Annotated in this window: 18 protein-coding genes and 2 pseudogenes; 10 read left to right on the forward strand and 10 right to left on the reverse strand. The window is 74.6% G+C overall.

The features are described from left to right. Positions 1 to 3 precede the first annotated feature (3 nt). Positions 4 to 1,287 (reverse strand): DUF1266 domain-containing protein, encoded by a 1,284-nt coding sequence (locus ACFYVL_RS03615; RefSeq protein WP_389241115.1) that lies wholly within the window; start codon positions 1,285 to 1,287, stop codon positions 4 to 6. 374 nt (positions 1,288 to 1,661) lie between these two features. Between ACFYVL_RS03615 and ACFYVL_RS03620 the strand changes: the two genes are divergently transcribed. Further along, on the forward strand, positions 1,662 to 2,423 hold the full coding sequence (locus tag ACFYVL_RS03620; protein WP_389241116.1) for a DUF1838 family protein: 762 nt from the start codon (positions 1,662 to 1,664) through the stop codon (positions 2,421 to 2,423). A 113-nt stretch (positions 2,424 to 2,536) separates the two neighbouring features. Here ACFYVL_RS03620 and ACFYVL_RS03625 read toward each other — a convergent pair whose 3' ends face one another. Next, positions 2,537 to 3,280, reverse strand: a complete 744-nt coding sequence (locus ACFYVL_RS03625; RefSeq protein ID WP_389241117.1) for a TetR/AcrR family transcriptional regulator — start codon at positions 3,278 to 3,280, stop codon at positions 2,537 to 2,539. Between the two features lie 166 nt (positions 3,281 to 3,446). On the opposite strand from ACFYVL_RS03625, the gene ACFYVL_RS03630 reads away from it, so the two are divergent. Beyond that, the gene (locus ACFYVL_RS03630) at positions 3,447 to 4,211 is read left to right on the forward strand and encodes an N-acetyltransferase (protein WP_389241118.1); all 765 of its coding nucleotides are present in this window, start codon (positions 3,447 to 3,449) and stop codon (positions 4,209 to 4,211) included. 200 nt (positions 4,212 to 4,411) lie between these two features. On the opposite strand, the gene ACFYVL_RS03635 is transcribed toward ACFYVL_RS03630, so the two are convergent. Beyond that, positions 4,412 to 5,455, reverse strand: a complete 1,044-nt coding sequence (locus ACFYVL_RS03635; protein WP_389241119.1) for a GNAT family N-acetyltransferase — start codon at positions 5,453 to 5,455, stop codon at positions 4,412 to 4,414. Between the two features lie 53 nt (positions 5,456 to 5,508). Between ACFYVL_RS03635 and ACFYVL_RS03640 the strand changes: the two genes are divergently transcribed. After that, on the forward strand, positions 5,509 to 6,105 hold the full coding sequence (locus ACFYVL_RS03640; RefSeq protein ID WP_389241120.1) for a TetR/AcrR family transcriptional regulator: 597 nt from the start codon (positions 5,509 to 5,511) through the stop codon (positions 6,103 to 6,105). A gap of 72 nt (positions 6,106 to 6,177) precedes the next feature. Here the strand turns inward: ACFYVL_RS03640 and ACFYVL_RS03645 are convergent, their stop codons facing one another. The 5 genes and pseudogenes from ACFYVL_RS03645 to ACFYVL_RS03665 form a co-directional block, all read right to left on the reverse strand. After that, positions 6,178 to 8,775 carry an ABC transporter permease gene (locus ACFYVL_RS03645; RefSeq protein WP_389241121.1) on the reverse strand — a complete coding sequence of 866 codons (2,598 nt, stop codon included), beginning with the start codon at positions 8,773 to 8,775 and terminating at the stop codon, positions 6,178 to 6,180. 130 nt (positions 8,776 to 8,905) lie between these two features. Beyond that, on the reverse strand, positions 8,906 to 9,751 hold the full coding sequence (locus tag ACFYVL_RS03650) for an ABC transporter ATP-binding protein (protein WP_389241122.1): 846 nt from the start codon (positions 9,749 to 9,751) through the stop codon (positions 8,906 to 8,908). A gap of 159 nt (positions 9,752 to 9,910) precedes the next feature. Next, a pseudogene (locus ACFYVL_RS03655) lies at positions 9,911 to 10,231 on the reverse strand (sensor histidine kinase); the annotation flags it as partial. Positions 10,232 to 11,074: 843 nt separating this feature from the next. Further along, positions 11,075 to 11,890: pseudogene (locus ACFYVL_RS03660) on the reverse strand (HAMP domain-containing protein); the annotation flags it as partial. A 5-nt stretch (positions 11,891 to 11,895) separates the two neighbouring features. Further along, positions 11,896 to 12,594 (reverse strand): response regulator transcription factor, encoded by a 699-nt coding sequence (locus tag ACFYVL_RS03665; RefSeq protein ID WP_389241310.1) that lies wholly within the window; start codon positions 12,592 to 12,594, stop codon positions 11,896 to 11,898. A gap of 433 nt (positions 12,595 to 13,027) precedes the next feature. Here ACFYVL_RS03665 and ACFYVL_RS03670 point away from each other — a divergent pair, with 433 nt between their 5' ends. From ACFYVL_RS03670 to ACFYVL_RS03685, 4 genes are all read left to right on the forward strand, one after another. Further along, the gene (locus ACFYVL_RS03670) at positions 13,028 to 13,927 is read left to right on the forward strand and encodes an ATP-binding cassette domain-containing protein (RefSeq protein WP_389241123.1); all 900 of its coding nucleotides are present in this window, start codon (positions 13,028 to 13,030) and stop codon (positions 13,925 to 13,927) included. After that, a complete protein-coding gene (locus ACFYVL_RS03675) occupies positions 13,924 to 15,603 on the forward strand; it encodes a DUF6297 family protein (protein ID WP_389241124.1) in 1,680 nt (559 codons plus the stop codon). Before ACFYVL_RS03670 ends, ACFYVL_RS03675 begins: the two co-directional genes overlap by 4 nt. A 169-nt stretch (positions 15,604 to 15,772) precedes the next feature. Next, the gene (locus tag ACFYVL_RS03680) at positions 15,773 to 16,123 is read left to right on the forward strand and encodes a YciI family protein (protein ID WP_389241125.1); all 351 of its coding nucleotides are present in this window, start codon (positions 15,773 to 15,775) and stop codon (positions 16,121 to 16,123) included. 2 nt (positions 16,124 to 16,125) lie between these two features. Further along, positions 16,126 to 17,478 carry an RNA polymerase sigma factor gene (locus ACFYVL_RS03685; protein ID WP_389241126.1) on the forward strand — a complete coding sequence of 451 codons (1,353 nt, stop codon included), beginning with the start codon at positions 16,126 to 16,128 and terminating at the stop codon, positions 17,476 to 17,478. On the opposite strand, the gene ACFYVL_RS03690 is transcribed toward ACFYVL_RS03685, so the two are convergent. Beyond that, a complete protein-coding gene (locus ACFYVL_RS03690) occupies positions 17,462 to 18,040 on the reverse strand; it encodes a helix-turn-helix domain-containing protein (protein ID WP_389241127.1) in 579 nt (192 codons plus the stop codon). The two genes, ACFYVL_RS03685 and ACFYVL_RS03690, sit on opposite strands and share 17 nt — an antisense overlap. A 47-nt stretch (positions 18,041 to 18,087) precedes the next feature. Here ACFYVL_RS03690 and ACFYVL_RS03695 point away from each other — a divergent pair, with 47 nt between their 5' ends. From ACFYVL_RS03695 to ACFYVL_RS03705, 3 genes are all read left to right on the forward strand, one after another. Continuing rightward, positions 18,088 to 19,065 carry a class I SAM-dependent methyltransferase gene (locus ACFYVL_RS03695; protein WP_389241128.1) on the forward strand — a complete coding sequence of 326 codons (978 nt, stop codon included), beginning with the start codon at positions 18,088 to 18,090 and terminating at the stop codon, positions 19,063 to 19,065. A gap of 108 nt (positions 19,066 to 19,173) precedes the next feature. Continuing rightward, the gene (locus ACFYVL_RS03700) at positions 19,174 to 19,959 is read left to right on the forward strand and encodes an ArsR/SmtB family transcription factor (protein ID WP_389241311.1); all 786 of its coding nucleotides are present in this window, start codon (positions 19,174 to 19,176) and stop codon (positions 19,957 to 19,959) included. Positions 19,960 to 20,081: 122 nt separating this feature from the next. Beyond that, positions 20,082 to 21,017: a transglutaminase domain-containing protein gene (locus tag ACFYVL_RS03705; protein WP_389241129.1), complete on the forward strand. Its 936-nt coding sequence runs from the start codon at positions 20,082 to 20,084 to the stop codon at positions 21,015 to 21,017. Between the two features lie 97 nt (positions 21,018 to 21,114). Here the strand turns inward: ACFYVL_RS03705 and ACFYVL_RS03710 are convergent, their stop codons facing one another. Continuing rightward, positions 21,115 to 22,584: a S41 family peptidase gene (locus tag ACFYVL_RS03710; RefSeq protein WP_389241130.1), complete on the reverse strand. Its 1,470-nt coding sequence runs from the start codon at positions 22,582 to 22,584 to the stop codon at positions 21,115 to 21,117. Positions 22,585 to 22,707 lie beyond the last annotated feature (123 nt).

The raw sequence follows: 22,707 nt of genomic DNA on the forward strand, positions 1-22,707 counted from the left end.
GGTTCACGACCAGGGGATGTTCCGGTAGGGGCCGGCCGGGTCCTGGGTGAGGATGCGGTGCTGGGCCAGCGACTCCTGGTACTTGGTCTCCGACCTGGGGTCGAGGGGGCCGGGCGCGCCGGAACCGCCCTCGCCCCGCGCGGCTTCGGCCACGGCGTCCTGCGTGAAGTAGATCAGCCGGGTCATCGCGTACCCCAGCGAGAAGTCGGCCCAGGAGCCGTAGGCCCGCCGGGCCCGCTCGTCGATGCGCAGGACCGCTTCCTCGGCCTCGGGCGGGGTGATGTACCGAGCGCCCAGGGCCAGCCGTACGACATTGACCGCCCGCCCGTAGTCGAAGGCCTTCAGGCTGTCGACGCGGCCGTCCGGCGCGAGCGCCCCGTCCGCGCGCAGCCGCGCCTCGAACCGGAGGACGCAGCGCAGCGAACCCACCGCCTCCGCGAGGTCCTCGGCGTCGGTGCCGCGGTGGCGCAGCGTGGTGGTGACGGCGCTCGTCCACTCCTCCTCGGAGGGGGCCCGGCCCAGCTGCCGGACCATGCCGTGCCGGGTGCGCAGCGCGAACTCCTGGAGGGTGCCGATCATCCGGGTCTCCAGCAGCGCTTCCAGCGTGCGCCGGTAGTCCGCCCGGTTGTTGACGTGCCACGGATTACGGAGGCGGTCGATGTCGGTCGCGTAGTCCTCGTAGGCGGCGCCGAGCTGGTTCCAGACGAGGCTGTTGTGCACGGCGAGCTGGGCGCCGAGGGCGAGGCCGTGCGCGAGGGGCCCGTGCAGGTGGCCGCCGCCGTGGGTGAGGAGCAGGCCCGCCCGGTGGGTGCGGCCGTTGCGCTCGTACGCCTCGGCCCACGCCTTGCGGTGCTTGGGCCGCGCTTCGAGCGACATCGCGTACGGGGTACCGGGGTTGACGGCCAGCCGCCATGTGTTGTCCGGCCAGACACGGGCCAGCTCGCCGAGCGGGACCTGCCGGAACACCCACTCCGGATGCCACGGCGGCAGCATGCCCGGCGTCAGTACGGGGACGCAGGTGCGACCGGTGGCGGGGTCGGGGTTGGCGGGCAGCGGCGGGGCGTAACCGGGGGTGTCGGCGTGCAGGCGGGGGACCAGGAGGTAGAGCCGGGTGCGGGCGAGGACGTCGAGGACGGCGTCGGGCACGGGGTGCGCCCCGGCCCCGCCGGTGCCGCTCCCGTGCCGGGCAGCCGCGTACAGCTCGCGCTCGATCTCGGTGGGCGGCGGGGCGGGCGCCCCGCCCTCGGCCGTCCCCGTCGCTCCCTGCGTGCCCGCACCCGTGATCACCGCACGATCCTACGAAACGGGCCCCGGCCACCGGGCCGCAGGGCCCCGCCACGGCGACCGCGGGAGCCGTGCCGAGCGCCCGCACGAGGCGCACCGCATGGCAGAGGGGGCGCGCTTCTCCGGGGCGAGCCGGGCCGCGGGCTGGTGGAGGTGTGCTCTTTCGGGACGGGCCGTGCCGCGGGCTGGTGGAGGCGCGCTTCTCCGGGGCGAGCCGGGCCGCGGGCTGGTGGAGGTGCGCTCCTCCGGGCCGAGCCGGGCCGCGCGCCGGTGGAGGCGGGCGCATCGCGGGGCGGGCCGTGCCGCGTGCCCGGCCGAGGGCAACGCTCGCGTCAAGAGGTGCACTGCGCGGCGGCGGGCCGGGCAGAGTACTCCGTATGACCTTGACGACCACACCCGCGGAACTGCTCCGCGCCTTCGCCCGCACCCGTGCCTCGCTCGACGGCGAGGAGGTCACCTACGCGTGGTCCGGCGACGTGTACTCCTGGGCCCCGGACGAGCCCTACCAGCGCGTCTTCGGCTTCGAGGGGCTCAATGTCGCCCGCCTCGTGGCGGACCCCGACAACGGCCCCGACGCCTACCAACTCCTCACCCGCGAGGCCGCGTTCTATCTGGACCCCGCCTCCCGCGAGATCCTGGAGACCTGGCAGGACCTGCCGGTGACGCACATCTGGAACGATCCGGCGAACCAGAAGTGGCGTCCGTTCCCGATCCCGACGACCGAGCTGGGCGGGCAGGTCTGCTTCAGCATGGAGATCCCGCTCGCCTACCCGTCGCCGCTGCCGGTCGCCGACTACCCGGTGCACTCGGCGGGCGACACGTACAAGGCCCTGGAACTCTTCCAGTTCTTCGCCGACCGCGCCGACCTCGCGGGGACCGCCCCCAGTGTCCCGGCGACCATGTCGTGGATGCGGATGTCGCCGTGGCTGCCGTGGATGGCGCGCGGCCAGCGGCCCGGCGGGCTCACCTTCCACTGCCGGGGGCGCAAGCTCGGGTCGTACGAAGAGGTGCCCGAGCGGACCCGGGCGTACATCGCCGAGCGGCACCCGGAGTTCGCCCACGCGCCGGAGAAGTGGAGCGAGCCGAACGAGACCAGCTGGACGTACTGGCGGAAGCTCCACCCGCCCAAGCAGGGCTGACGGAGGAACTTCCTCCGGCGGCCGGCCCGCGGCCGGCACCGCCGCCCACGCACACGAGTGCCCAGAGGGCGGCCGGGCCGGCCACCGGCAGCGGCCGTACGGGTCCTACGCGTTCACCGGGCCTGCGGGGTTCCGGTGCTCCCGGGGTGCTGCTTCGCGGGGTCGAGCGCGCCGTGGAGGAAGAGGTCCACGAGTTCGCCGGTGGTCAGGGGTTCGGGGGCGCTCGGGCGGCCGGATGCCATCAGCAGCATCTGGAAGGTGTCCGCGAGGCGTTCGGGCGGCAGTCGCAGGGCGTCCCGGTCGGGTGCGAACAGGGCGGCCAGGGCGGCGCGCGGTGCGGCCAGCCCCGCTTCGCGGTCGGGCAGCGGGCCCCTGGTGCCGCCGTGACCGGCCCGGCCGTCGTCGCCGGTCCCGCTGTTCCTGCTGTCGCTGCCGTCCGTGCCGTCCCCGCTGCCGCCGGCGTCGCCGTGCGTCCTGGGGAGGTCGGGGCGACGGAGCCTGCCGACCGAGGCGAGGGCCCCGGCGACGTCGCCGATGCGGTCCATGTGACCGCGCATCACCTCGGCCGCCTCGGTGAGGCGTGCGGCCAGCGGCTGGTCGCGGGCGATCGCTTCGAGGTGGGTCACCGTGTCGTCGGGCCGCAGCACCTCGGCCATGCAGGCGGCGAGCACGGCGTCCTTGTCCTCGAAGACGCGGAAGATCGTGCCTTCGCCGATGCCCGCGGCACGGGCGATCTTCGCGGTGGTCACCGCGGCGCCGTACTCGACGACGAGGGGCAGGGCCGCGGCGACGATCATCGCGCGGCGCTGGTCGGGTTCCATGGCGGGCGCTCGGCGCCGCGAGGGGGTCTCTGTCATGCCCTCACCGTACGGAGTGAGTACTCACTCCGTCAATGGGTTTGGTCGCTGCCGCCACGGCCACTGGGTTAAACCGCTGGTCGGGGCCCTTTCGTCGTGGCAGGCTGCGGTGTCGTAACGGACCGGCGGACAACCGCACCAGCCGCACAGCAAAGGGCGAGGCACCATGACCAGCGAGCGGGACGACCTGCGCATCAGCACCTTCGCCGAGCGGCCCGCGCTGATCGGCCGGGCGTACGAGATCGCCGACACCTGGCCGGAGTTCACCTCCCACGAGCCCGTCGTCGGCGCGCTGCTGCACCGGGTGGTGGAGGAGTTCCCGCAGTACTGCGTGGTCGCCACCGACGGGGACCGGGTGGTCGCGCGCGGGTTCAGCGTGCCCTTCAACGCCGTACTGGACGGGCGCGAGCCGATGCCGGACCAGGGGTGGGACCGGGTGCTGCTGTGGGCGTTCGCCGATCTGAAGGAGGGCCGGCCGACGACCGTGGCCAGCGCGCTGGAGATCACCGTCGACGCCGGCCACCTCGGCCGCGGGCTCTCCTCCCGGATGCTCGCCGCGATGCGCGAAGCGGTCGGGGCACAGGGGCACGACACCCTGCTGGCGCCCGTACGTCCCAACGCCAAGCACCTGCGCCCGCGCGTCCCGATGGCCGACTACCTCCGCGAGCTGCGCGACGACGGGCTCCCCGCCGACCCCTGGCTGCGCGTCCACGTCAAGGCGGGCGGCACGGTCGAGAAGATCGCCCCCGCCTCGATGACCACCGCCGGCACCCCGGCGCAGTGGCAGAAGTGGACCGGGGTGCCGTTCGACCGCGACGGCGCGGTGGAGGTGCCGGGAGCGCTGGTCCCGGTCCACTGCGACCTCGCGCACGACCACGCGGTGTACGTCGAGCCGAACGTCTGGGTACGGCACCGGATTTCCCGCCCGTAGCGGCGGAACGGGGGAGGGACGGACGGTGCGGCCCGGTCGGCTCGGCTTGGCTGAGCCACCCCGGTCGGCTCAGTCCGGGGTGGCTCGGCCCGGGTCGGCTCAGCCGCCGCCCCGGGGTCGTGGCGCCGTCGGCCCTGGGGCCGTTTTGGCGGGCGCCGTACGAAGGTGTGCCGCCCCGTGCCGGACGACGTCCGGTCCGCTCAGAAGTCGTCCCAGGCCATCGAGCTCATCCGCCACCCCTCCGGGGTCCGTACGAACTGCGTCGTCTTCCGGCCGCCGCCCTCGAACCGTTCGCCGTCCCTCACCCCGGACTTCCGGTACTCGGCGAACCGCTGTGCGACCGAGCCGAAGACCTCGGTCCGCTCCGAGACCTCCCACTCGGAGAACTCCGTCAGCGTGCCGTCGGTGAGCATCTTCTGCCGCGGCCCGATGAACGCGTCCAGGTCGTAGAACACCGGCCGTCCGCCGACGGTGCTCACGATGCTGCCCTGCGGGACGAACACCTCGCGGATCACCCCGAGGTCGGGGACGCGGCCGTCCGTGTTCGTGAACGCGTCCATGAACACGCCCACCAGCCGGTCGAGTTCCGCCTTCGCGCCGGCCCCGGCACCGTGCGCGGCGGCGGAGTCCTCCGTGCCGTCCGGCTTCCACTCGTCCGCCAGCAGCGACCACAGCTCGCAGTCCTTGCGCACCCCCTCCGCCTCGCCCGCGCCCCGGTACCCCGAGAGCTGCCGCATCACGCCCTCCCGGGTCATCCCCAGCCGGCGGGCCACCGCGCTGCTGCGGGTGTTGCCCACGGCGGCGATCCACTCGATGCGGCTCATCCCGCGTTCGCCGAACGCCCAGTCCACCAGCAGCCGGCACGCCCGGGTCACCAGACCGCGGCCCTCACCGGCGGGCTCCGTCCAGCAGCCGATCTCGCACACCCCGGACGCGGCGTCGAAGCGCGGGAACATGACCCCGCCGACCAGCGTCTCCGCCGCCGCGGAGCCCTCCGTGGAGCCTTCTGCGGACAGGTGGTCCGTCGTCCAGATCCCGTAGATCCGCCCGGTGTCCGACGCCTGCCGGTCCGCGTACCGCTGGAGGACGGCCGTCGCGGAGGTCAGGTCGGTGCTGAAGGTCGCCCACGGGATCCAGGGGTCCACGGTCGGCCGGGCGCGGTCGATGTGGGCCAGGAACTCCGGTGCTTGCCAGGGTTCCAGCGGGCGGAGCCAGGCGTTGTCGCCGAGCGGGACGGTGAACACGGATACCTCGATCCCTGGGTGCGTAACAAGCGTTCGGTACGTAAGGTAGCAGCATGCCACCTGCACCAGGAGACCGTGAAGCCCGCCGTGAGGACGTATCGAAGGCGGTGTGGGAGGTCCTCGCCGACAAGGGGTTCGGCGGGCTGACGCTGCGAGCCGTCGCGAAGGCCATGGGCGTCTCCACCGGGATGCTCATGCACTACTTCCCGACCAAGCGCGCCCTCATCGCGCACGCCCTGGCCGTCCTGGAGAAGCGCACCGCCGAACGCCCCCGCCGCACGCCCTCCGCCGAGGGCCTGGCCACCGTACGGGCGATGCTCCTCGACATCCTCCCGTTCGGCCCCGACGACACCGGCCGCAACCGCATCTGGGTCAGCTCCTGGGACCTGGCCCTCGCCGACGAGGGCTTCAGCGAGGACCAGGCCGCCCGCTACACCCGGCTGCGCGGCACCCTGGTGCCCCCCTTCGAGGCCGCCCGCGACCTGGGCGAACTCCCCGCCGACGCCGACCCCGAGCAACTCGCCGCCACTGCAGTCGCGTTCGTCCACGGGCTGGTGGTGCAGGCGCTCTTCGACCCGGCGCGCTTCCCCGAGGACGTACAGACGGCGATGGTGGACGGGCTGCTCGCGGCACTGCGCGGGCCGGGCTGAGGCCCGCTTTCCCCGGCAGTCCGGGGTCAGGCGTCGGCCAAGGACCGGATCGGGCGTCGGCCACCGCCCGGGTCAGGCGTCGGCCACCGCCCGCAGTGGGCCGAGTGCCGCCGCCCGCCGGGCCGGTACGGCTGCCGCCGCCACACCCGTCGCGAGGGCCAGGACGACGGTCAGGGCGAGGGTGCCCCAGGGCAGCGAGAAGGAGTACTGCGGGATCGCCCCGTTGGCCAGGCCGCTGATCCGCCAGGCGCCGAAGAGCCCGAGGGCCAGCCCGAGAAGGGTGCCGAAGGCGGCGACGGCCAGCGATTCGAGACGGATCATCCGCCGGACGCCCGCCCGGTCCAGGCCGATGGCGCGCAGCACACCGATCTCCCGGGTGCGTTCGGCGACCGACATGGCCAGGGTGTTGACCATGCCGAGCGCGGAGATCACCGTGCCCAGCGAGAGCAGGCCGAACATCAGCGTCATCAACTCGCCTGCCGTGCCCGCCTGTTCGGCGACCAGCCGGGCGCGGTCCTGGACCTTGACGAGCGGGCTGTCGCCGACGGCGGTGCGCAGCCGGCGTTCCAGGGCGGGGGAGGTGGCGTGGTCGTCGGTGGTGACCAGGATCCGCTGGACGGAGCCGGGCAGGAAGCCGTGGCGCTGTACGTCGGACCGGTCGGCGAGGGCGTCGCCGGCGGTCGGGTTGTCCTCGTACACGCCGACGACGGTGGCGGGCCGGGCGGTGTCGGCCGTGCCGGACCGGGGGCCGATGGAGGCCTCGACGCGGTCGCCGGCGCCGATCCCGCGTTCCCGCGCGGTGCTTGCGGAGACGGCGATCCGTCCCGGCCCGAGGTCCTTCGCCGAGCCGCTGACGAAGTCGAGCCGTACGACGTCGGCCAGCGTCGCCGGGTCCACGCCCGCAACCGACTTGACGGAACCGCCGAGCGTGATCGTGGAGTCGGCGACGGCGGACGCGGTGCGTACGCCGGGCACCTCGGCGACCCGCCGTGCGCCCGCCGCGTCGACGGCGGTCGTGGTGGTGCCGGTGCCGATCACGTAGTCCGCGGCGAGCCCGGCGGCGGCCTGGGAGTCCAGGGCGCGGGCGGAGGAGTGGCCGATGACGGCGAGGCCCGCGACCAGCGCGGTGCTGATCATCAGGGACACGGCGGTGGCCGCGGTACGTCGCGGATCGCGCCGGGCGTTCTCCCGGGCGAGCACGCCCACCACACCGGACCGGGCGCCGAACCGTGCGGACAGCGGGGCGGCGAGACGTGCCAGGAGCCGGACCGCCGGGCCCGCCAGCAGCGGGGCCAGCAGCAGCACCCCGACGGTCAGCAGGCCGCAACCCAGCATCGCCGTCCGCAGGTTCTCCTCGGACGCGTCCCGCGCACCGCCCAGCGAGACGAGCAGGGCCGCCCCCGCGACGGCGAGGACCGTGCCGCCCGCGCCCCGTACCCGCGACCGGAGTGCGGAGGGCGCCTGCCCGGCGGTGCGCATCGCCTCGACGGGCGCGATCCGGGCCGCGCGGCGCGACGGCAGCCAGGCGGCCAGCACGGTGACGCCGACGCCGACGAAGAGGGACGCGAGGACCGGCGCGGGGCCGATCACCAGGGGGCCCGCGGGGAGCCGGTTCGCGTCGCCGCCGAGTACGGAGGGCAGCGCGGCGGCGACCGCGAGCCCGAGCCCGAAGCCGGTCACCGAGGCCACCAGGCCGACCGCGGCGGCCTCGACGAGCACGGAGCGGACCACCTGGCGCCGGGTTGCACCGATCGCGCGCAGCAGAGCGATCTCGCGGGAGCGGCGGGCGAGAAGCATGGTGAAGGTGTTGACGATCAGGAACGTGCCGATGAAGAGCGAGACCGCGGCGAACATCAGGGGCGGCCGTGCGTAGCTCCTGGTCCTGGTGTCGACGAATACGGACTGCCGGCTCACCTGCGCGGCCGTACTGACGACCTCGGCGCGGTCGGCGGGCAGCAACGGCTCGACCCGCCGGGTGAGTTCGACCTGGTCGGTGCCGGGGGCGGCGGACAGTTCGATGCCGGTGTAGTGGCCCGGGGAGGCGAACAGCCGCTGCGCGGTGGCACGGTCGAACAACGCCAGGGTGCCGCCCGAGGTGATCCGGGTGTCGTGGGTGGTGACGGTGCCGACGAGGCGTTTGCGCAGTACGGGGCCGTCGACGGCGAGGGTGACGGTGTCGCCGAGCGCGTACCCGCCGGCCTCCGCGGTGCCCCGGTCGAGGGCCACTTCGCCGCTGGTGCGCGGGGCGCGGCCGGAGTGGAGCGGGTAGCGGGAGTCGGTGCCGTCGGCGCCCGGGAGGACGGCCGCGGCCAGCTTCCCCGTCCGGTTGTCGGCGCGCAGCGGGGTGCCGTCCTTGGCGGCCAGCGTCACCGAACCGTCCGCCAGCGGACGCGCCCCGGCGACCCCGGGCACGGCGGCCAGCCGTGCCACGAGCGCGTCGTCGAGCGCCGTACGCCCGCCGTCGGAGGGGGCGCCGGGGACGAACTTCGGCTCCACGGTGGCCGCGACCCCGGCGCGGTTCGCGGTCAGTGAGGCGCGGTAGGCGGCGGTGGTGGAGTCGGCGAAGACCAGGGAGCCGGAGACGAAGGCGACCCCGAGACAGACCGCGAGGACGGTCATGGCCAGCCGGGCTTTGTGCGCGAGGAGGTTGCGCAGGGTGGTTCGCAGCATGGAGGGAGAGCTTCCGGGAGGTTGTCCGTCCGGACGGGAGATGTGGACGGGAGAGGTGTGCGCGGGCGCGCGCGGAGCGGGCGTGGGCCTGCGAGGTCCGTGGGCCTGCGAGGTCCGTGGGCGTGCGGCGTCAGTGGGTCGTCAGTGGGTCGTCAGTGGTACGGAGGCGGTGGTCGAGGCTCTTCATCGTGTCCAGCACCCGGTCCGGGGTGGGGTGGGCCATCTCGTCGACCAGCCGGCCGTCGGAGAGGAAGACGACGCGGTCGGCGTAGCCCGCGGCCACCGGGTCGTGGGTGACCATCACGACGGTCTGCCCCAACTCGCGCACCGAATCGCGCAGGAAGCCCAGGACTTCGGCGCCGGCACGGGAGTCGAGGTTGCCGGTGGGTTCGTCGGCGAAGACGAGCGCGGGCCGGGAGACCAGGGCACGGGCCACCGCGACCCGCTGCTGCTGGCCGCCGGAGAGCTGTCCCGGCCGGTGCCCGAGCCGCCCGGACAGCCCGACCATGGCCACCACCCGCTCCAGCCACTCCGGGTCGGGCCGCCGGCCCGCGATGGCGGACGGCAGCGTGATGTTCTCCAGCGCGGTCAGCGTCGGGACCAGGTTGAACGCCTGGAAGACAAAACCGATCCGGTCGCGGCGCAGTTCGGTGAGCCGCCGGTCGTCGAGCGCGGACAGCTCCGTACCGCCGATTCGCACCGATCCCGCGTCGAACGAGTCGAGCCCCGCCGCGCAGTGCATCAGCGTGGACTTGCCGCAGCCGGACGGCCCCATGATCGCGGTGAACTCGCCCTCCCGGAAGGCGATGTCGACGCGGTCCAGCGCGACGACCCGGGTGTCGCCACGGCCGTAGACCTTGGTCAGACCGACGGTGGCGGCGGCGATGCCGGGGGTGCCGGTGGTGCCGGACGAGTGCGGCGGGTGTGCCGGTCCCGGCTGGTCGGGCGGGCTCGACGCGAGGCGTTCACGGGTCATGGGGGGACTCCTCTTCGGGTGCGGACGGATGCACTCCGAAGGGTGTCGGCGGAACGTATCGGCGCCTGAGCCGCTTCGTATCGACGAGGGCTCAGGCACGCGGCGGTTGTGCGGCGGGTCGCGGGACCGGGGGGTCGAGGGGCGGGGGAGGGGGCCGGGTCAGCCGGGCAGGCGCAGGGTGGCAACGGCGCCCTTGCCCTCGCCGGCCGCGTTGGCCAGGTGCAGCTGGGCACCGAGCAGCCGGGCCTGCCCCAGGGCGATGGTCAGACCGAGCCCGTGTCCGGTGCCGCGTTCGACCGCGCCGGTACGGAACCGGCGCGGCCCTTCGAGCAGCAACTCCGGGGGAAATCCGGGGCCGTGGTCGCGCACGACGACGGTCCGGCCCTCGACGGTGACCTGCACCGGGGCGGCGCCGTGCCGGTGGGCGTTGACGACAAGATTGCCCACGATCCGCTCCAGCCGACGCGGATCGGTCTCCACCAGCCCGAGAGCTGGGTCGGCGGGGGGCGGTGGGTCGGCCGGGTGGGCGGGGTCGGTCGATGGGTCGGTGGCGAGCGCCGGGCCGGTCGGGTGGGCCGGGGCGGTTGATGGGTCGGTGGGGAGCGCAGGGCTGGTCGGGTCGGCTGGGGTGGTTCCGCGTAGCTGCCCGAGCGACGGGCTGGTCGGATGGACCGGTCTGGTCGGATGGTCGGCGGGGAGCGCCGGGCCGTTTGGGCGGGCCTGGTCGGTCGAGTTGGCCGTGTGGACCGGTCTGGTCGGTGGGTCGGCCGGGAGCGCCCTGTCGTTCGGGTGGGTCTGATCGGGCGGGTTGGCCGTGTGGACGGGTCTGGTCGGTGGGTCGGCCGGGAGCGCCCTGTCGTTCGGGTGGGTCTGATCGGGCGGGTTGGCCAGCCCGTTCGGGTCGGCAGGGCTGGTCGGGCGGACCGGGCCTGGCGGTGGTGTGGTCGCGTCGGCCGGGGCGAGCGGCGGACCGGGCGCGTCGGCCGGAGCGAGCGCCGGACCGGGCGCGTCGGCCGGGCCGAGCTGCGGCGTGGTCGGGTCCACCGGGCCGTTCGGGCGGACCAAACTGTCCGGGTGCGCCGGGTGCGCCGGGTGCGCCGGGTGCGCCGGGTCCGACGGGTCCGCCGGGTCCGACAGGTGTACCCGGTCCCTCGCGTCCGCCCCCGGCGCGCCCTCGCTCCCGGTGCCGGTTGTGGCCGTGATTCCCGGCTTCCGTACAAGTACTTCCGTCGTCCCGCCCAGCCCCGTCCTGGCCACCGCCTCGCGGACGACCTCGTCCAGTGGCACCCTCGCCCGGACCGGTTCTTCCGCGCCCGCGTCCAGTCGGGAGATTTCCAGCAGGTCCTCGACCAGGCCCCGCAGATCGCGCACCCGTTGCCTGAGCAGGTCCTCCGTCTCGCCGGGCGGCAGCAGGTCGGTCGCTGCCAGCAGGCCGCCGACGGGGGTGCGCAGTTCGTGGGCGACGTCCGCGGTGAACTGCCGTTCGGCGCGCAGCTGTCGGCCGAGCGTGTCGGCCATCGTGTCGACGGCCGCGGCGATGTCCGCGACCTCGTCGCCGCCCCTGGCCGGCCCCGTCCTGGCGTCCAGGTCCCCGGCCGAGATGCGGGTCGCCGTCTCGGACACCCTGCGCAGCCTGCGGGCGATCAGCCCGGCCCCGTACACCGCCGGCGGCAGGACCGCCGCGAGGGAGACCAGCGAGGCCCCCACCATGATCATGTCGAGTCGCCGCACCCCGTACAGGTCCGTGCCCATGTTGACGCGCAGGGCCAGTACCGGGCTGCCCGGTCCGGCCACCCGCTGGGCGGCCCACACGCTCGGCCCCGAGTTGCCCTCGACCCGTTCGTCGAAGGTTGTGTGGCGGTCGCCGTCGGCCGGCTGCCGCAGGGCGGCGGGGAGTTCGGCGGGGTCGAGTTCGGCACCGCCGGCCAGGGCGCCGGTGGCCCGGTAGGTGCCCATCGCGGAGTAGACCCCGTTGAACGCCTCCCGTTCGGCCCGCTCGCGTACGTCGTTGACCGACCACACGTGCACCAGCACACCCACCACCGTCACCACCAGACAGGCGGTGGCCCCGGCCAGCGAGGCGATCTTCCAGCGCAGGGGCATACGACGGCCCTGCCGCACGCGGCGCAGCGGACGCATCCCGCTCAGCGCCTCAGCTTGTAGCCGAAGCCGCGGACCGTCTCGATCCGGTCCCGGCCCAGCTTCTTGCGCAGCCGCTGCACGCACAGGTCGACCACCCGGCTGTCCCCGTCCCAGCCGTACTCCCAGACGTTGCGCAGCAGGGTGTGCCGTTCCCGTACGACGCCGGGGTGGGCGGCGAATTCGAGGAGGAGCTTGAGTTCCGTGGGGGTGAGCGCCACCGGCGTTCCGGCCAGCGCGACCTCCAGGCCGCCGGTGTCGATGGTCAGGTCGCCGAAGACCAGCAGTTCGCCCCCGGTGGACGGGGCGGCCCCCTCGGCCGGGCCGCCGGACCCGTCGCCGGGCGGGCCGGAAGGGCCGGGTCCCTCGGTCGGGGCGTAGGTGGCGCGCCGCAGCAGCGAGCGGATGCGGGCCACCAGGACGTAGGTGTCCACCGGCTTGACCACGTAGTCGTCCGCCCCGGCCTCCAGCCCTGCGACGACGTCGAGCCCGTCGCCGCGCGCCGACATCATCAGTACGGGCACGAGGCTGGTCTCGCGGACCCGGCGGCACAGCCCGATCCCGTCCAGGCCGGGCAGCATCACATCGAGGATCAGCAGGTCGAAACCGTGGTCGCGGAAGAGTTCGAGCCCGGTCAGCCCGTCGGGGGCGGCCGTCACCTCGTAGCCGTAGCGGTCGAGCGCGACGGCGAAGGAGCGGCGCATCAGGTCGTCGTCCTCCACCAGCAGCACCCGGGCGGGCTGCGCCGGGGCCGGGGACGGGTGGGGCGAGGACACGGTGGCGGGTCTCCAGTTCGCGGATACCGGGCGGGCTTCGGGCGGGGGCGACGGCCCCGGCGGTACGTCGGCGGCCGGTGACCGCAACGGAACGATACGGCAGACTCCCGGGCCCGCCACGACACCGGGCAGCCGGCGGACTCCGCTCTTCCGGATGGCCGACTCCTCTGCGAAACCCCAGTTCAGGGCGGTGTACGTCGAGGAGAGGGGGCACGGGAAGCGACGCTTCTGCACTGGTGCGGGCGCGCCCGCCCGCCCACTTCGACGGCCGATCGAGCACCCGCTGATACGCGACGGACACATACGGGACCCCACCGCCCGGCCCGTGCGTCCCCTGCGCCCCGTGTAACGTCACGAGCGAATGTTCGATCAAGGTCGCCGGTCACCACCGGTCGTCGCCGCTCGCCCGGTGGCCGCCGAGGAGGGCCGTACGAGGGGGAAGCACCGCGACATGGACACCCGCCCCGGCGAAACCGCCGCCGCCCGGCCCCTGCTGGACCTGCGTGATGTCAGCCGCAGCTACGGGGACCGCGTGGTGCTCGACACCGTGTCGCTGAGCGTCGCGCCGGGGGAGTGCGTCGCCCTCGTCGGCGAGAACGGCTCCGGGAAGTCGACCCTGCTGCGGATGGCGGCGGGCCGCGAGACACCCACCTCCGGCACCGTGCTCTTCGACGGCGACCCGTTCGACGAGGACTCGGCCACCGCCCGTGTGCGCATCGCGACGGTGATGGACGCCGGTGCCTTCTATCCCGACCTGACCGTACGGGAACACCTCATGCTGATCGCGCTCGGCCACGGCCTGGCCGACGGGGCGGACCCGGCCGTCGACGAGGTGCTGGCGCACCACCGGCTGTCCGGCCACGCCGACGTACTCCCCTCGGCGCTGTCCTCGGGCCAGACGCAGGCGCTGCTGCTCGCCGCCGCCTTCGTCAGGCCGCACGACCTGCTGGTGCTCGACGAGCCCGAACAGCGGCTGGACGCCCAGGCCCGGCGGGAGCTGGCGCGGAGGGTGGCCGCGCACCGGGACGCCGGGGTCGCGGTGCTCCTGGCCACCCACCACCCCGCGCTGAGCGCGGTCGCCGACCGGGTGGTGGAACTGGACGCGGAGACGGGGACGGAGACGGGGCCGGATACGGGGACGGCCACCGAAGCGGAATCGGCCGAGGGCGCGACCACGGCCGCGGACCCGGCCGCCGCGGACGAGGCCGCCACCGCGGACCCGGCCGCCGCCGCGGGCGCCGGAGACCGGGAAACGGCTTGAAGGCCGGCGCCACCGAAGCGGCCCTCGCCCACCTCCACCGCGCCCGCACCGACTCCCGGCAGGAGAAGCGCAAGAGCGTCGGCCTGACGCTGTACGTCCTCGCCCTGCTGGGCGCGTGGTGGGTGATCCCCGCCCTCGCCCGCTTCGCCGGAGCCGGAGCCGGAGCCGGAGCCGGAAGCGGAAGCGGAACCGGGTTCGAGACCGGGACCGCCGCCCGACGCGGCGCACTCGCCGAGCACGTGTCGGCCGCGCTGCCCGCCCTGGCGCCGCCGCTCCTGCTGGCCGTCCTGCTGCTCACGGCACGCGGGGCGATGTGGCGGGGACCGGTGCTGTTCGACCTGCCGACCACGACCTGGCTGCTGCCCACACCCGTGGACCGGACCGGGCTGCTGCGGTCACGACTGAGGGCCTCCGCCCTGCTGTCCGGGACGGCCGGCCTCCTGCTCGGCGGTCTCACCGGTTTTCTGCTCCAAGGTCCCGGCACGGCGGCCCCCTGGCCGCTGCTCACGGCGGCGGGCGCCTGGGCGGGAGGCGCGACGGCCCTCGCGGGCTGCGCGGTCGGTGTGCTCGTCGAGCGCCGGACGGCCTGGGTGGCACGGCACGCCGTGACCGTCCTCGCCCTGGGCTGGACGCTCACGGCCGCCGGCCTGGCCGCCGCGGTCGCCGCGACGGTACGGGGTGCCGACGCGGGCACGGGTACGACCGGGCAACTGCTGCTCTGGTCCGGCCCGTGGGGCTGGGCGGTACAGCCGCTGGTCGCGGCACTCGGCGGCCCGGCGACGGGCTGGGCGGCGGCCACCGCCCTGACCGTTCTGGCCCTGGTCCCCGTAGTGCTGCTCGCCCTCCGCGACCTCCCGCGCATCCCGCTGGCCGCGCTCCGCCACCGGGCGGTGGTCGCCTCCCGGGTCGGCACCTCCCTCTTCGTACTGGACCTCCGCCAGGCGCGGGCGGGCGTCCCCGCGCTGCGGGAGCGCGGTTCTCGCCCTGCGGTGCGGCTGCCCGTGCCGCGCAGCCCCCGCCTCCTCGTACCGTGGCGCGACGCGACCTCGCTGCTGCGCCACCCGGGGCGGCTGGTGCGTGCCGCCGTCTGGGCGGTGACCGCGGTGGTCCTCACGGCCGCCGCGCCCTCCCGGGGAACGTCCGCGCAGCAGCTGACGGCACTGGCGGCACTCGTCGCCGCCTACCTCGCGGCGGCCCAGCTCACCGAGCCCGCGCGGCTGGAGAGCGACGACATCCGCCGCTCCGCCAACCTCCCCTGGACCGCCAGGGCCACGGCCACCCGGCACGCCGTCGTCCCCGGCACGCTCCTGCTGACCGTCCTCGCCCTGGGCGCCGCGGTGTGCGTGCTCACCGGCCACCGCACCCCCGGCCTGGCGGCCCTCGTCGGGTCCGTCCCGGCGATGACGGCGGCGGCCCTGGTCAGCTCGTACCGCGGCATCATGCCGGTCCACGTCCTCATCGGCACCCACACCCCGATGGGCAGCACCGGCCCCTGGCAGGCCGCCCTCTGGTACGCCCGCGGCCCGCTGGCCGCCCTGCTGCTGACCGCCCCCGTACTGATCACCGCCATCGGCCGCGGGGCGTACGGTCCCGTCCACCTGCTCTGCCAACTGCTGACCGCCGCCGCCGGCCTGTGGTGGACCCGCCGGACCGCCCACCGCCTGCACACGGGCTGAACGGCCGCCCGGGACCGCCCGGCACGGCCCGCCCGGCAGGTTCGCGGAAAAAAGTTCCGAGGGGCTGTCGATCCGGTCCCGGTCCGTTCGTCGTCATGGTGAAGGGACCCGCGCGGCGGTGCGCCGTGGCGGGGAACATGGCACCACAGGACCTGACAGGAGTCGGACCATGAAGTACATGCTGCTGATCAACGCCGGGGCGATCGACGAGAACGGCGGGGCCGCCGAGTGCACCGTCGAGGACTGGATGGCGTACGACAAGGAGGTTCAGGACGCGGGGATCCTGGTGGCCGGCGAGTCGCTCGCCGACCTGGTCACCGCGACGACCGTGCGGGTGGACGAGAACGGGAGGCGGAGCGTCACCGACGGGCCGTTCGCCGAGAGCCGGGAGGTGCTCGGCGGGTTCTACGTCATCGACGTACCCGACCTGGACGTGGCGCTGGACTGGGCCGCGCGGTGCCCCGGTGCACGGGGCAGCGGTTCGGTCGTCGTCCGGCCGGTCGCCGACTTCGGGGCCTGACGGTGCCGGGCGAGGGGACGGGCCGCCCGGCGGGCGGCGGAGCGGCCGGGCGTCCGGCCGCCCACACCTCGGTGGAGTCGGTGTTCCGCGAGGAGCGCGGCCGGCTGCTGGCCTCCCTCGTCCACCGGTACGGCGACCTCGACCTGGCCGAGGACGTGGCCTCCGAGGCCGTCGAGGCGGCACTGGTGCACTGGCCGGTCCACGGGGTGCCGGCCAGGCCCGGCGCCTGGCTGCTGACCACCGCGCGGCGCCGGGCCGTCGACCGGCTGCGCAGGGACCGGACGTACGCGGCCCGGCTCGCCGTCCTCCAGGTGGAGGCGGACCGGGCCGCCCCCGCCCCGTCGGCCGCCGACGGGGACGGCGGACTGCCGGACGAGCGCCTCCAGATGTTCTTCACCTGCGCCCACCCCGCACTCGCCGCCGAGGACCGCACCGCGCTCACCCTGCGCTGCCTCGCCGGGCTCACCACCCCCGAGGTGGCGCGCGCCTTCCTCGTCCCGCAGGCGACGATGGCCCAGCGCATCGTCCGGGCCAAGAAGAAGATCCGGGAGGCGCGCATTCCGTTCCGCGTCCCCGGCGCCGACGAGCTGCCCGAACGGCTGCCCGGGGTGCTCCAGGTCGTCTACTCGGTCTTCACCGAGGGCTACGCGGCCAGCTCCGGCCCGCAGCTGCTGCGCACCGACCTCGCCGAGGAGGCCATCCGGCTGGCCCGCATCCTGCGCCGGCTGATGCCCGCCGAGCGCGAGGTCGCCGGACTGCTCGGCCTGATGCTGCTCATCCACGCGCGCCGCGCCGCCAGGACCGGACCCGACGGCGCACTCGTCCTGCTGGAGGACCAGGACCGGGCCCGCTGGGACCACCCCATGATCGAGGAGGGGCGCGACCTGGTGGTCGTCGCGCTGACCGGCGGCCCGCCGGGACCGTACGGGGTGCAGGCCGCCATCGCCGCCCTGCACGACGAGGCCGCCGACCTCGCCACCACCGACTGGCCCCAACTGGTGGCGCTCTACGACGTCCTGCGCGTCCTCACCCCGTCCCCGGTCGTCGAGCTGAACCGGGCGGTGGCGGTGGCCATGCGGGACGGCCCGCAGTCGGGGCTGACCCTGCTCGACGCGCTGGCCGGCGAACCCCAGCTGCGCGGCCACCACCCCTACCAGGCGGCCCGGGGCGACCTGCTGTTCCGGCTCGGCAGGCTGCCCGAGGCGGCGGCGGCCTACCGGCTGGCACTCGACCTCGCCGGCACCGAACCCGAGCGGGCCCATCTGCGCCGCCGGATGGAGGCGGCCCTGCCGGCGGGCCCGGACGGTCCGGCCGGCCCGCAGGACCGGGGACCGGGGGCTACGTCGACGGCCTGAGGTGGGTGCGGCGGCCGTCGTGGTCGAGGATGCAGAGCAGTTCCGCCGGACCGCCGTGCGCGCCGAACGCGTGCGGGATCATCGTCGAGAACTCGGCCGCCTCACCCGTCTCGACCAGGATCGTCCGGTCGCCCAGGACCAGCTCCACGGTCCCGGACAGCACGGTCAGCCAGTCCTTGCCGGGGTGCACCCGCAGTTCCGCGTCGCCGCCCCGGGGGGCCGGTTTGGTGACCCGGAGCTTGGCCACGGTGAAGCCGCTCGGGCCGGAGTCGCGGTTGAGCAGCCAGGTGGTCCTGCCCTGGTCCTCGTCCCGGTGCGGCCGGATCACCACGTCGTCGTCGGTGGTGGATTCCACCAGCTGGTCCAGACTGGTACCGAGCGCACGGGCCAGCGGGGCCAGCTGGTCCAGGGCGATCCGGCGGTGGCCCGTCTCGATGCGGCTCAGCGTGGAAGGGCTCAGATAGCAGCGGGCGGCCAGCTCGTCGAGCGACCAGCCCTTGGCCAGCCGCAGCCCCCTCAGGCGCTTGCGGACCAGGTCGTCCAATTCTCCGTCTTGCGTCATAGGCAAGATTGTATGCGGTAGGCGCAAGGCGGTCGTACGCTCGTGGCATGGGAAATCAGCAGCAGGAAAACCAGCGGAACCACGAAGGCCACCAGCACGAAGGCCACGCCCACGGTCACCGGCAGGGCCACGGTCACGGCCATGACCACGGTCACGACCACGGGCACGGCTTCCCCTCCGACGCGGCGGCCGAGGCCGTCCTCGCGGAACTCCTGGAGCTCGACGCCGAGGTCCTCGGCTCGTACCTCTCCGAACTCATGGGCTGGCTCGAACAGCTGACCGCCGACGCGCCGCCGCGCCGGATCGTCGACCTGGGCGCCGGCACCGGCACCGGCACCCGGGCGCTGCTCGCGCGGTTCGAGGAGGCGGAGGCGGTGGCCGTCGACATGTCCGACTCGATGCTGGAGCGGCTCGCGGAGAAGGTCCGCGAGGCCGGGATCAAGGACGGCCGGGTGCGCACCGTGCGGGCCGACCTCGACGAGGGGTGGCCCGGGGGCCTCGACTCCGTCGACCTGATCTGGGCCTCCGCCTCGCTCCACCACATGGCGGACCCCGACCGCTCCCTCACCGAGGTGCTCGCCGCGCTCCGCCCCGGCGGCCTGCTGGTCGCGGCGGAAATGGACTCGACGCCGTTCCCGCGCTTCCTGCCCGACGACCTGGGCCCGGAGCTGGGCAGGCCCGGTCTGGAGGCGCGGCTGCACGCCGCCGTGGAGGAGTCCCACTCCTCCGACGTGCCGCACCTCGGCGACGACTGGGGCGTGCGGCTGGCGGGGGCGGGCTTCACGGTCGAGGCCGAGCGCCGTTTCGTCGTCGATCTGACGGAGCCGCTGCCCGCCGCCACGGGCGAGTACGCGCGAGGCACCCTGGGGCGGCTGCGCACCGGGCTGGCGGAGCGCCTGGACGCGGACGACCTGGCCACGCTCGACGCGCTGCTGGACGAGGACGGCCCGCACGACGTGCGCCGCCGCGACGACCTCACGGTCCGTACGAGCCGGACGGTCTGGGTGGCGCGACGGCCCGCGTAGCCGTGGAGGGGTGAGGGCGGATGCGGGTCGGCCGCTGTGCGCGGTGCCGCCGCCCCCTCTCTTTGACATGCAGGCATTTGCCTGCATGATGGAGGGGTGAGCAGCGACATGGACAAGGTCTTCAAGGCCCTGGCCGACCCGACCCGACGGCTTCTGCTCGACCGCCTGCGCGAGGACAACGGCCAGACCCTGGCCGAGCTCTGCGCGAACGTGACGATGACCCGCCAGTCGGCGACCCAGCACCTGGGTCTCCTGGAGGCGGCGAACCTCATCAGTTCGGTCAAGCGGGGCCGGGAGAAACTCCATTACCTCAACCCCGTACCGCTCCACGAGATCCAGGAGCGGTGGATCGGCCGGTTCGAAGAGCCCCGGCTGCGCGGGTTGAGCGCACTGAAACAGAAAGCGGAGTCCGCCATGAGCACCTCCAGCACCCCTTCCCCCAAGCCCGCGTTCGTCTACACCCTGTACATCGAGGCCACCCCCGAGAAGGTCTGGGAGTGCCTGACCGACGCCGAGGCGTCGGCCACGTACTGGGGCCACCAGAACGTCTCCGACTGGCAGCCCGGATCGCCCTGGGAGCACCGCCGGGTGGACGGTTCCGGCATCGCCGACGTCGTGGGCGTCGTCGTCGAGGCCGAGCCGCCCCGGCGCCTGGTCACCACCTGGGCCGCCCCCGGTGACGACAGCGCGGAGGGCACCTCGCAGGTCACCTTCGACCTCAAGCCGCACGGCGACACCGTCCGGCTGACCGTCACCCACGAGAACCTGCGCGACGAGGCGGACTTCCGGCAGGCGTCGCAGGGCTGGTCGATGGTCCTGTCCAACCTCAAGACGTACGCGGAGACCGGCAAGCCCCTGCCCACCTCCCTGTGGACCGGCGGCGGCCGGGGCTGACGGCCCGACCAGGCCGCCCCGGCCCGTCCGTCATGGGCGGACCTCACGGCTGGACATTCGGGCGAAATCGCTGACAGCGTGTGGGCGCATCGCGTTCGAACGTCCTCCCGGGGGGTCCCACCATGCAGCAGCACAGCGCCGGTCTCGCGCCGCGCACCGCCGCCTTCTACACCGCGCAGAGCGACGTCTCCGACCCCGGGCCCCTCGTCGCCCGCTTCGCCGGCCTCCCCTCCGGAGTGGGCGAACTCGCCCTCACCGTAAGGAACCTGATGATCCATCGGATGGAGCAGAACCTCTTCCACTGCACCCATCCGCCCGAGCGCCTGCACCACGACGCCGAGACCCGCTACCTCGACGGCATCCTGCGCCTGCTGCTGGCACGCGACGGCGCCCCGCTGACCCGGCGGCGCGCACCCGGCGACCGGTTCGTGGGCGTCTGCCGCGACTTCGCACTGCTGCACTGCTCCCTGCTCCGGCACGCGGGCGTCCCCGCCCGGCTGCGCTTCGGCTTCGCCGACTACTTCGACACCGACGGCTTCCACACCGACCACACGCTCGTCGAGTACTGGGACGCGGCCCGCGAACGCTGGCTCCTCGCGGACGCCGAACTGGCCGACGCGCGGTTCGCCGCCGAGCACCAGCACGTCGACTTCGACCCGATGGACCTGCCGCGCGACCGGTTCCTCGTCTCCGGCGAGGCCTGGCGACGGGTCCGGGCGGGCGAGGCGGACCCGAGGACGTTCGGCGTACGGCTGCCGGGCGGTGAACTGGCGGGGGAGTGGTTCATGGCGAACGTCCTGCGGCTGGACCTCGCGGCCCTCAACAAGGTGGAGCCGCTGCCCTGGGACGTCTGGGGCGAGGGGGTGGGCGTGTCGGGCGACGACGCCATGACGGACTCCCTGCGCACGAGGTGCGACCGGGTGGCGTTGGTGACGGGGGACGCGGTCCCGTTCGACGCGGCCCGCGCGCTCTTCACCGGGGACGCCGCCCTGCGCACCCCGCCGACGGTCCTCTCCCTGACCACGTACAACGGCCCGGTGGAAGTCACCCTGCGCTGACACCCGCGCCCCGCACCGCCCCGCCGGGTGTCCCGCCGCCCCCGCGCCCCGCACGCCGAAGGCCCGCGTGGCGAGCCCCCGGCGCCGGGCGGCGGTCTCAGCGGGCGCCCAGTTCCCGCACCGCCCGGGTCAGCGCCGGGTCGCGCAGCGCGGCCAGGTCGGCCGGGGCGTACACCGGCACCCGGTGGGTGGGCGGGATGCCCGTGCCGTCGTACGTCCGGCCCCTGGCGTCGGCGTACTTCTCGTTCGGCACGGTCAGCGTCCAGCCGTTGGGCAGGACGCGGTCCATCGTGTCGGAGAAGACGCCCTGGGTGCTCTCCCCGATGCGCACCGGGGCGGGCGAGCGGCCCATCAGCGACTGCGTGAAGGACTCGCCCGCGCTGATCGTCAGCGGACCGGTGAGCACGGCGAGCGGACCGGTGTAGCGGGGGCCGGGCGCCGGGTGCACCCGGATCGGCTGCCCCGGGGTCCAACTGTCCGGGCGCTGCGGGTCGTTGCGGGCCGACTTGGTGTACGCCGTGTACGTACGGTCGGTGAGGCGGGCGGCGATCCGGGTTCCCAGGGCGTCCGCGCCGCCGCCGTTGAAGCGGAGGTCGACGACCAGGCCCCGGAGCGAACGGGTCCGCTGCTCGGTGAGGACGGCGTCCAGGGCACGGTCCAGCGCGGCGGCGTCCGCGTCGGCGTCGAGCCTGTCGCCGTCGGCGAAGGCGATGAAGCCGGTGATGCGCAGGTAGCCGAGGTGCTGCCCGGGGCCGGTGCCCTGCTTCAGGTCGGCGTACTGGATCTTCCCGTTGGCGAAGCTGTGCACCTTCTCCGGCAGCTGCGCCCGGGTGGCCGCCTCCACGTCCGCCAGGTACTTCTCGGTGGGGAACGGCGTCCCGGGGCGGAGGTTGAGCGTGCGGCGCTTGCCGGTGCCGTCGGCGAGCTGGGTGTGCATGTCGTGCAGCGGCTCGATCATCGCGGACAGGATCCGGAACAGCTCGTCGTCGGTGGTCCCCGGGTGCACCTGCGGCCGGTACCGCTCCCGTGCCGCGTCCCAGTCGATGCCCTTGGCCCGGAGGAACGGGTAGTTCTCGCGGAGCGTCGACCAGAAGGTGTCGAAGGTGTGCACCGGGTCGCCGGAGGGCTTGCGTGTACAGTCCGCGGGCAGCTCGGCGACCCGCCGCAGCCGCTGTTCGCCCACCGACCCGGCCGGTGTGAGCCGCGCGCCGCGGCCGTCGGGGGTGGCGCGCATCGACAGCTGCCGGACGCTGTCGGCGTCCCGGAACGGCACGCCGGTCACCGCCCCGCCCCCGGCCCGGCCCGCACTCAGCTGCCAGCGGCCGGGCAGGCATCCGGCGGCCGAGTACTCGTAACTGCGCAGCACGCCCCGGTGCACCGCCACGTACCGCTGGTAGCCGACGCCCTGCCACACCCCCTCCAGCGCCGCCGCACCGGCCGCCGGGGCCTGCGGGGCGGGCGCGGCGGGGGAGGCGGCGGACGCGGACGGCACGAGTGCCAGCGCCGTCGAGGCCGCCAGCGCCACCGCGGCCGCGACGGACCAGTTCTTCTTCCTGTTCCCGGACATGAACCTGCTTCCTCGTGGTGCCTGGACGTGCCGATCCCGTGTTCGGTGTTCGGCGTCGCTGTGCACGCTGCGTCGCGACCACCTCAGCGTCCCGCGCGCCGCCCCACCGGGCCATCCGGGCTC

Origin of the sequence: Streptomyces sp. NPDC004111 (assembly GCF_042874215.1) — a bacterium.
In the GTDB taxonomy this organism is placed as follows: Bacteria; Actinomycetota; Actinomycetes; order Streptomycetales; family Streptomycetaceae; genus Streptomyces.

Coding starts and splice junctions, on each gene's coding strand:
- ACFYVL_RS03705 (WP_389241129.1), top strand. CDS start 20,082: ATGCAGCAGCACAGCGCCGGTCTCGCGCCGCGCACCGCCGCCTTCTAC.
- ACFYVL_RS03620 (WP_389241116.1), top strand. CDS start 1,662: ATGACCTTGACGACCACACCCGCGGAACTGCTCCGCGCCTTCGCCCGC.
- ACFYVL_RS03710 (WP_389241130.1), bottom strand. CDS start 22,584: ATGTCCGGGAACAGGAAGAAGAACTGGTCCGTCGCGGCCGCGGTGGCG.
- ACFYVL_RS03665 (WP_389241310.1), bottom strand. CDS start 12,594: ATGCGCCGCTCCTTCGCCGTCGCGCTCGACCGCTACGGCTACGAGGTG.
- ACFYVL_RS03645 (WP_389241121.1), bottom strand. CDS start 8,775: ATGCTGCGAACCACCCTGCGCAACCTCCTCGCGCACAAAGCCCGGCTG.
- ACFYVL_RS03640 (WP_389241120.1), top strand. CDS start 5,509: ATGCCACCTGCACCAGGAGACCGTGAAGCCCGCCGTGAGGACGTATCG.
- ACFYVL_RS03625 (WP_389241117.1), bottom strand. CDS start 3,280: ATGACAGAGACCCCCTCGCGGCGCCGAGCGCCCGCCATGGAACCCGAC.
- ACFYVL_RS03700 (WP_389241311.1), top strand. CDS start 19,174: ATGGACAAGGTCTTCAAGGCCCTGGCCGACCCGACCCGACGGCTTCTG.
- ACFYVL_RS03680 (WP_389241125.1), top strand. CDS start 15,773: ATGAAGTACATGCTGCTGATCAACGCCGGGGCGATCGACGAGAACGGC.
- ACFYVL_RS03695 (WP_389241128.1), top strand. CDS start 18,088: ATGGGAAATCAGCAGCAGGAAAACCAGCGGAACCACGAAGGCCACCAG.
- ACFYVL_RS03690 (WP_389241127.1), bottom strand. CDS start 18,040: ATGACGCAAGACGGAGAATTGGACGACCTGGTCCGCAAGCGCCTGAGG.
- ACFYVL_RS03630 (WP_389241118.1), top strand. CDS start 3,447: ATGACCAGCGAGCGGGACGACCTGCGCATCAGCACCTTCGCCGAGCGG.
- ACFYVL_RS03650 (WP_389241122.1), bottom strand. CDS start 9,751: ATGACCCGTGAACGCCTCGCGTCGAGCCCGCCCGACCAGCCGGGACCG.
- ACFYVL_RS03670 (WP_389241123.1), top strand. CDS start 13,028: ATGTTCGATCAAGGTCGCCGGTCACCACCGGTCGTCGCCGCTCGCCCG.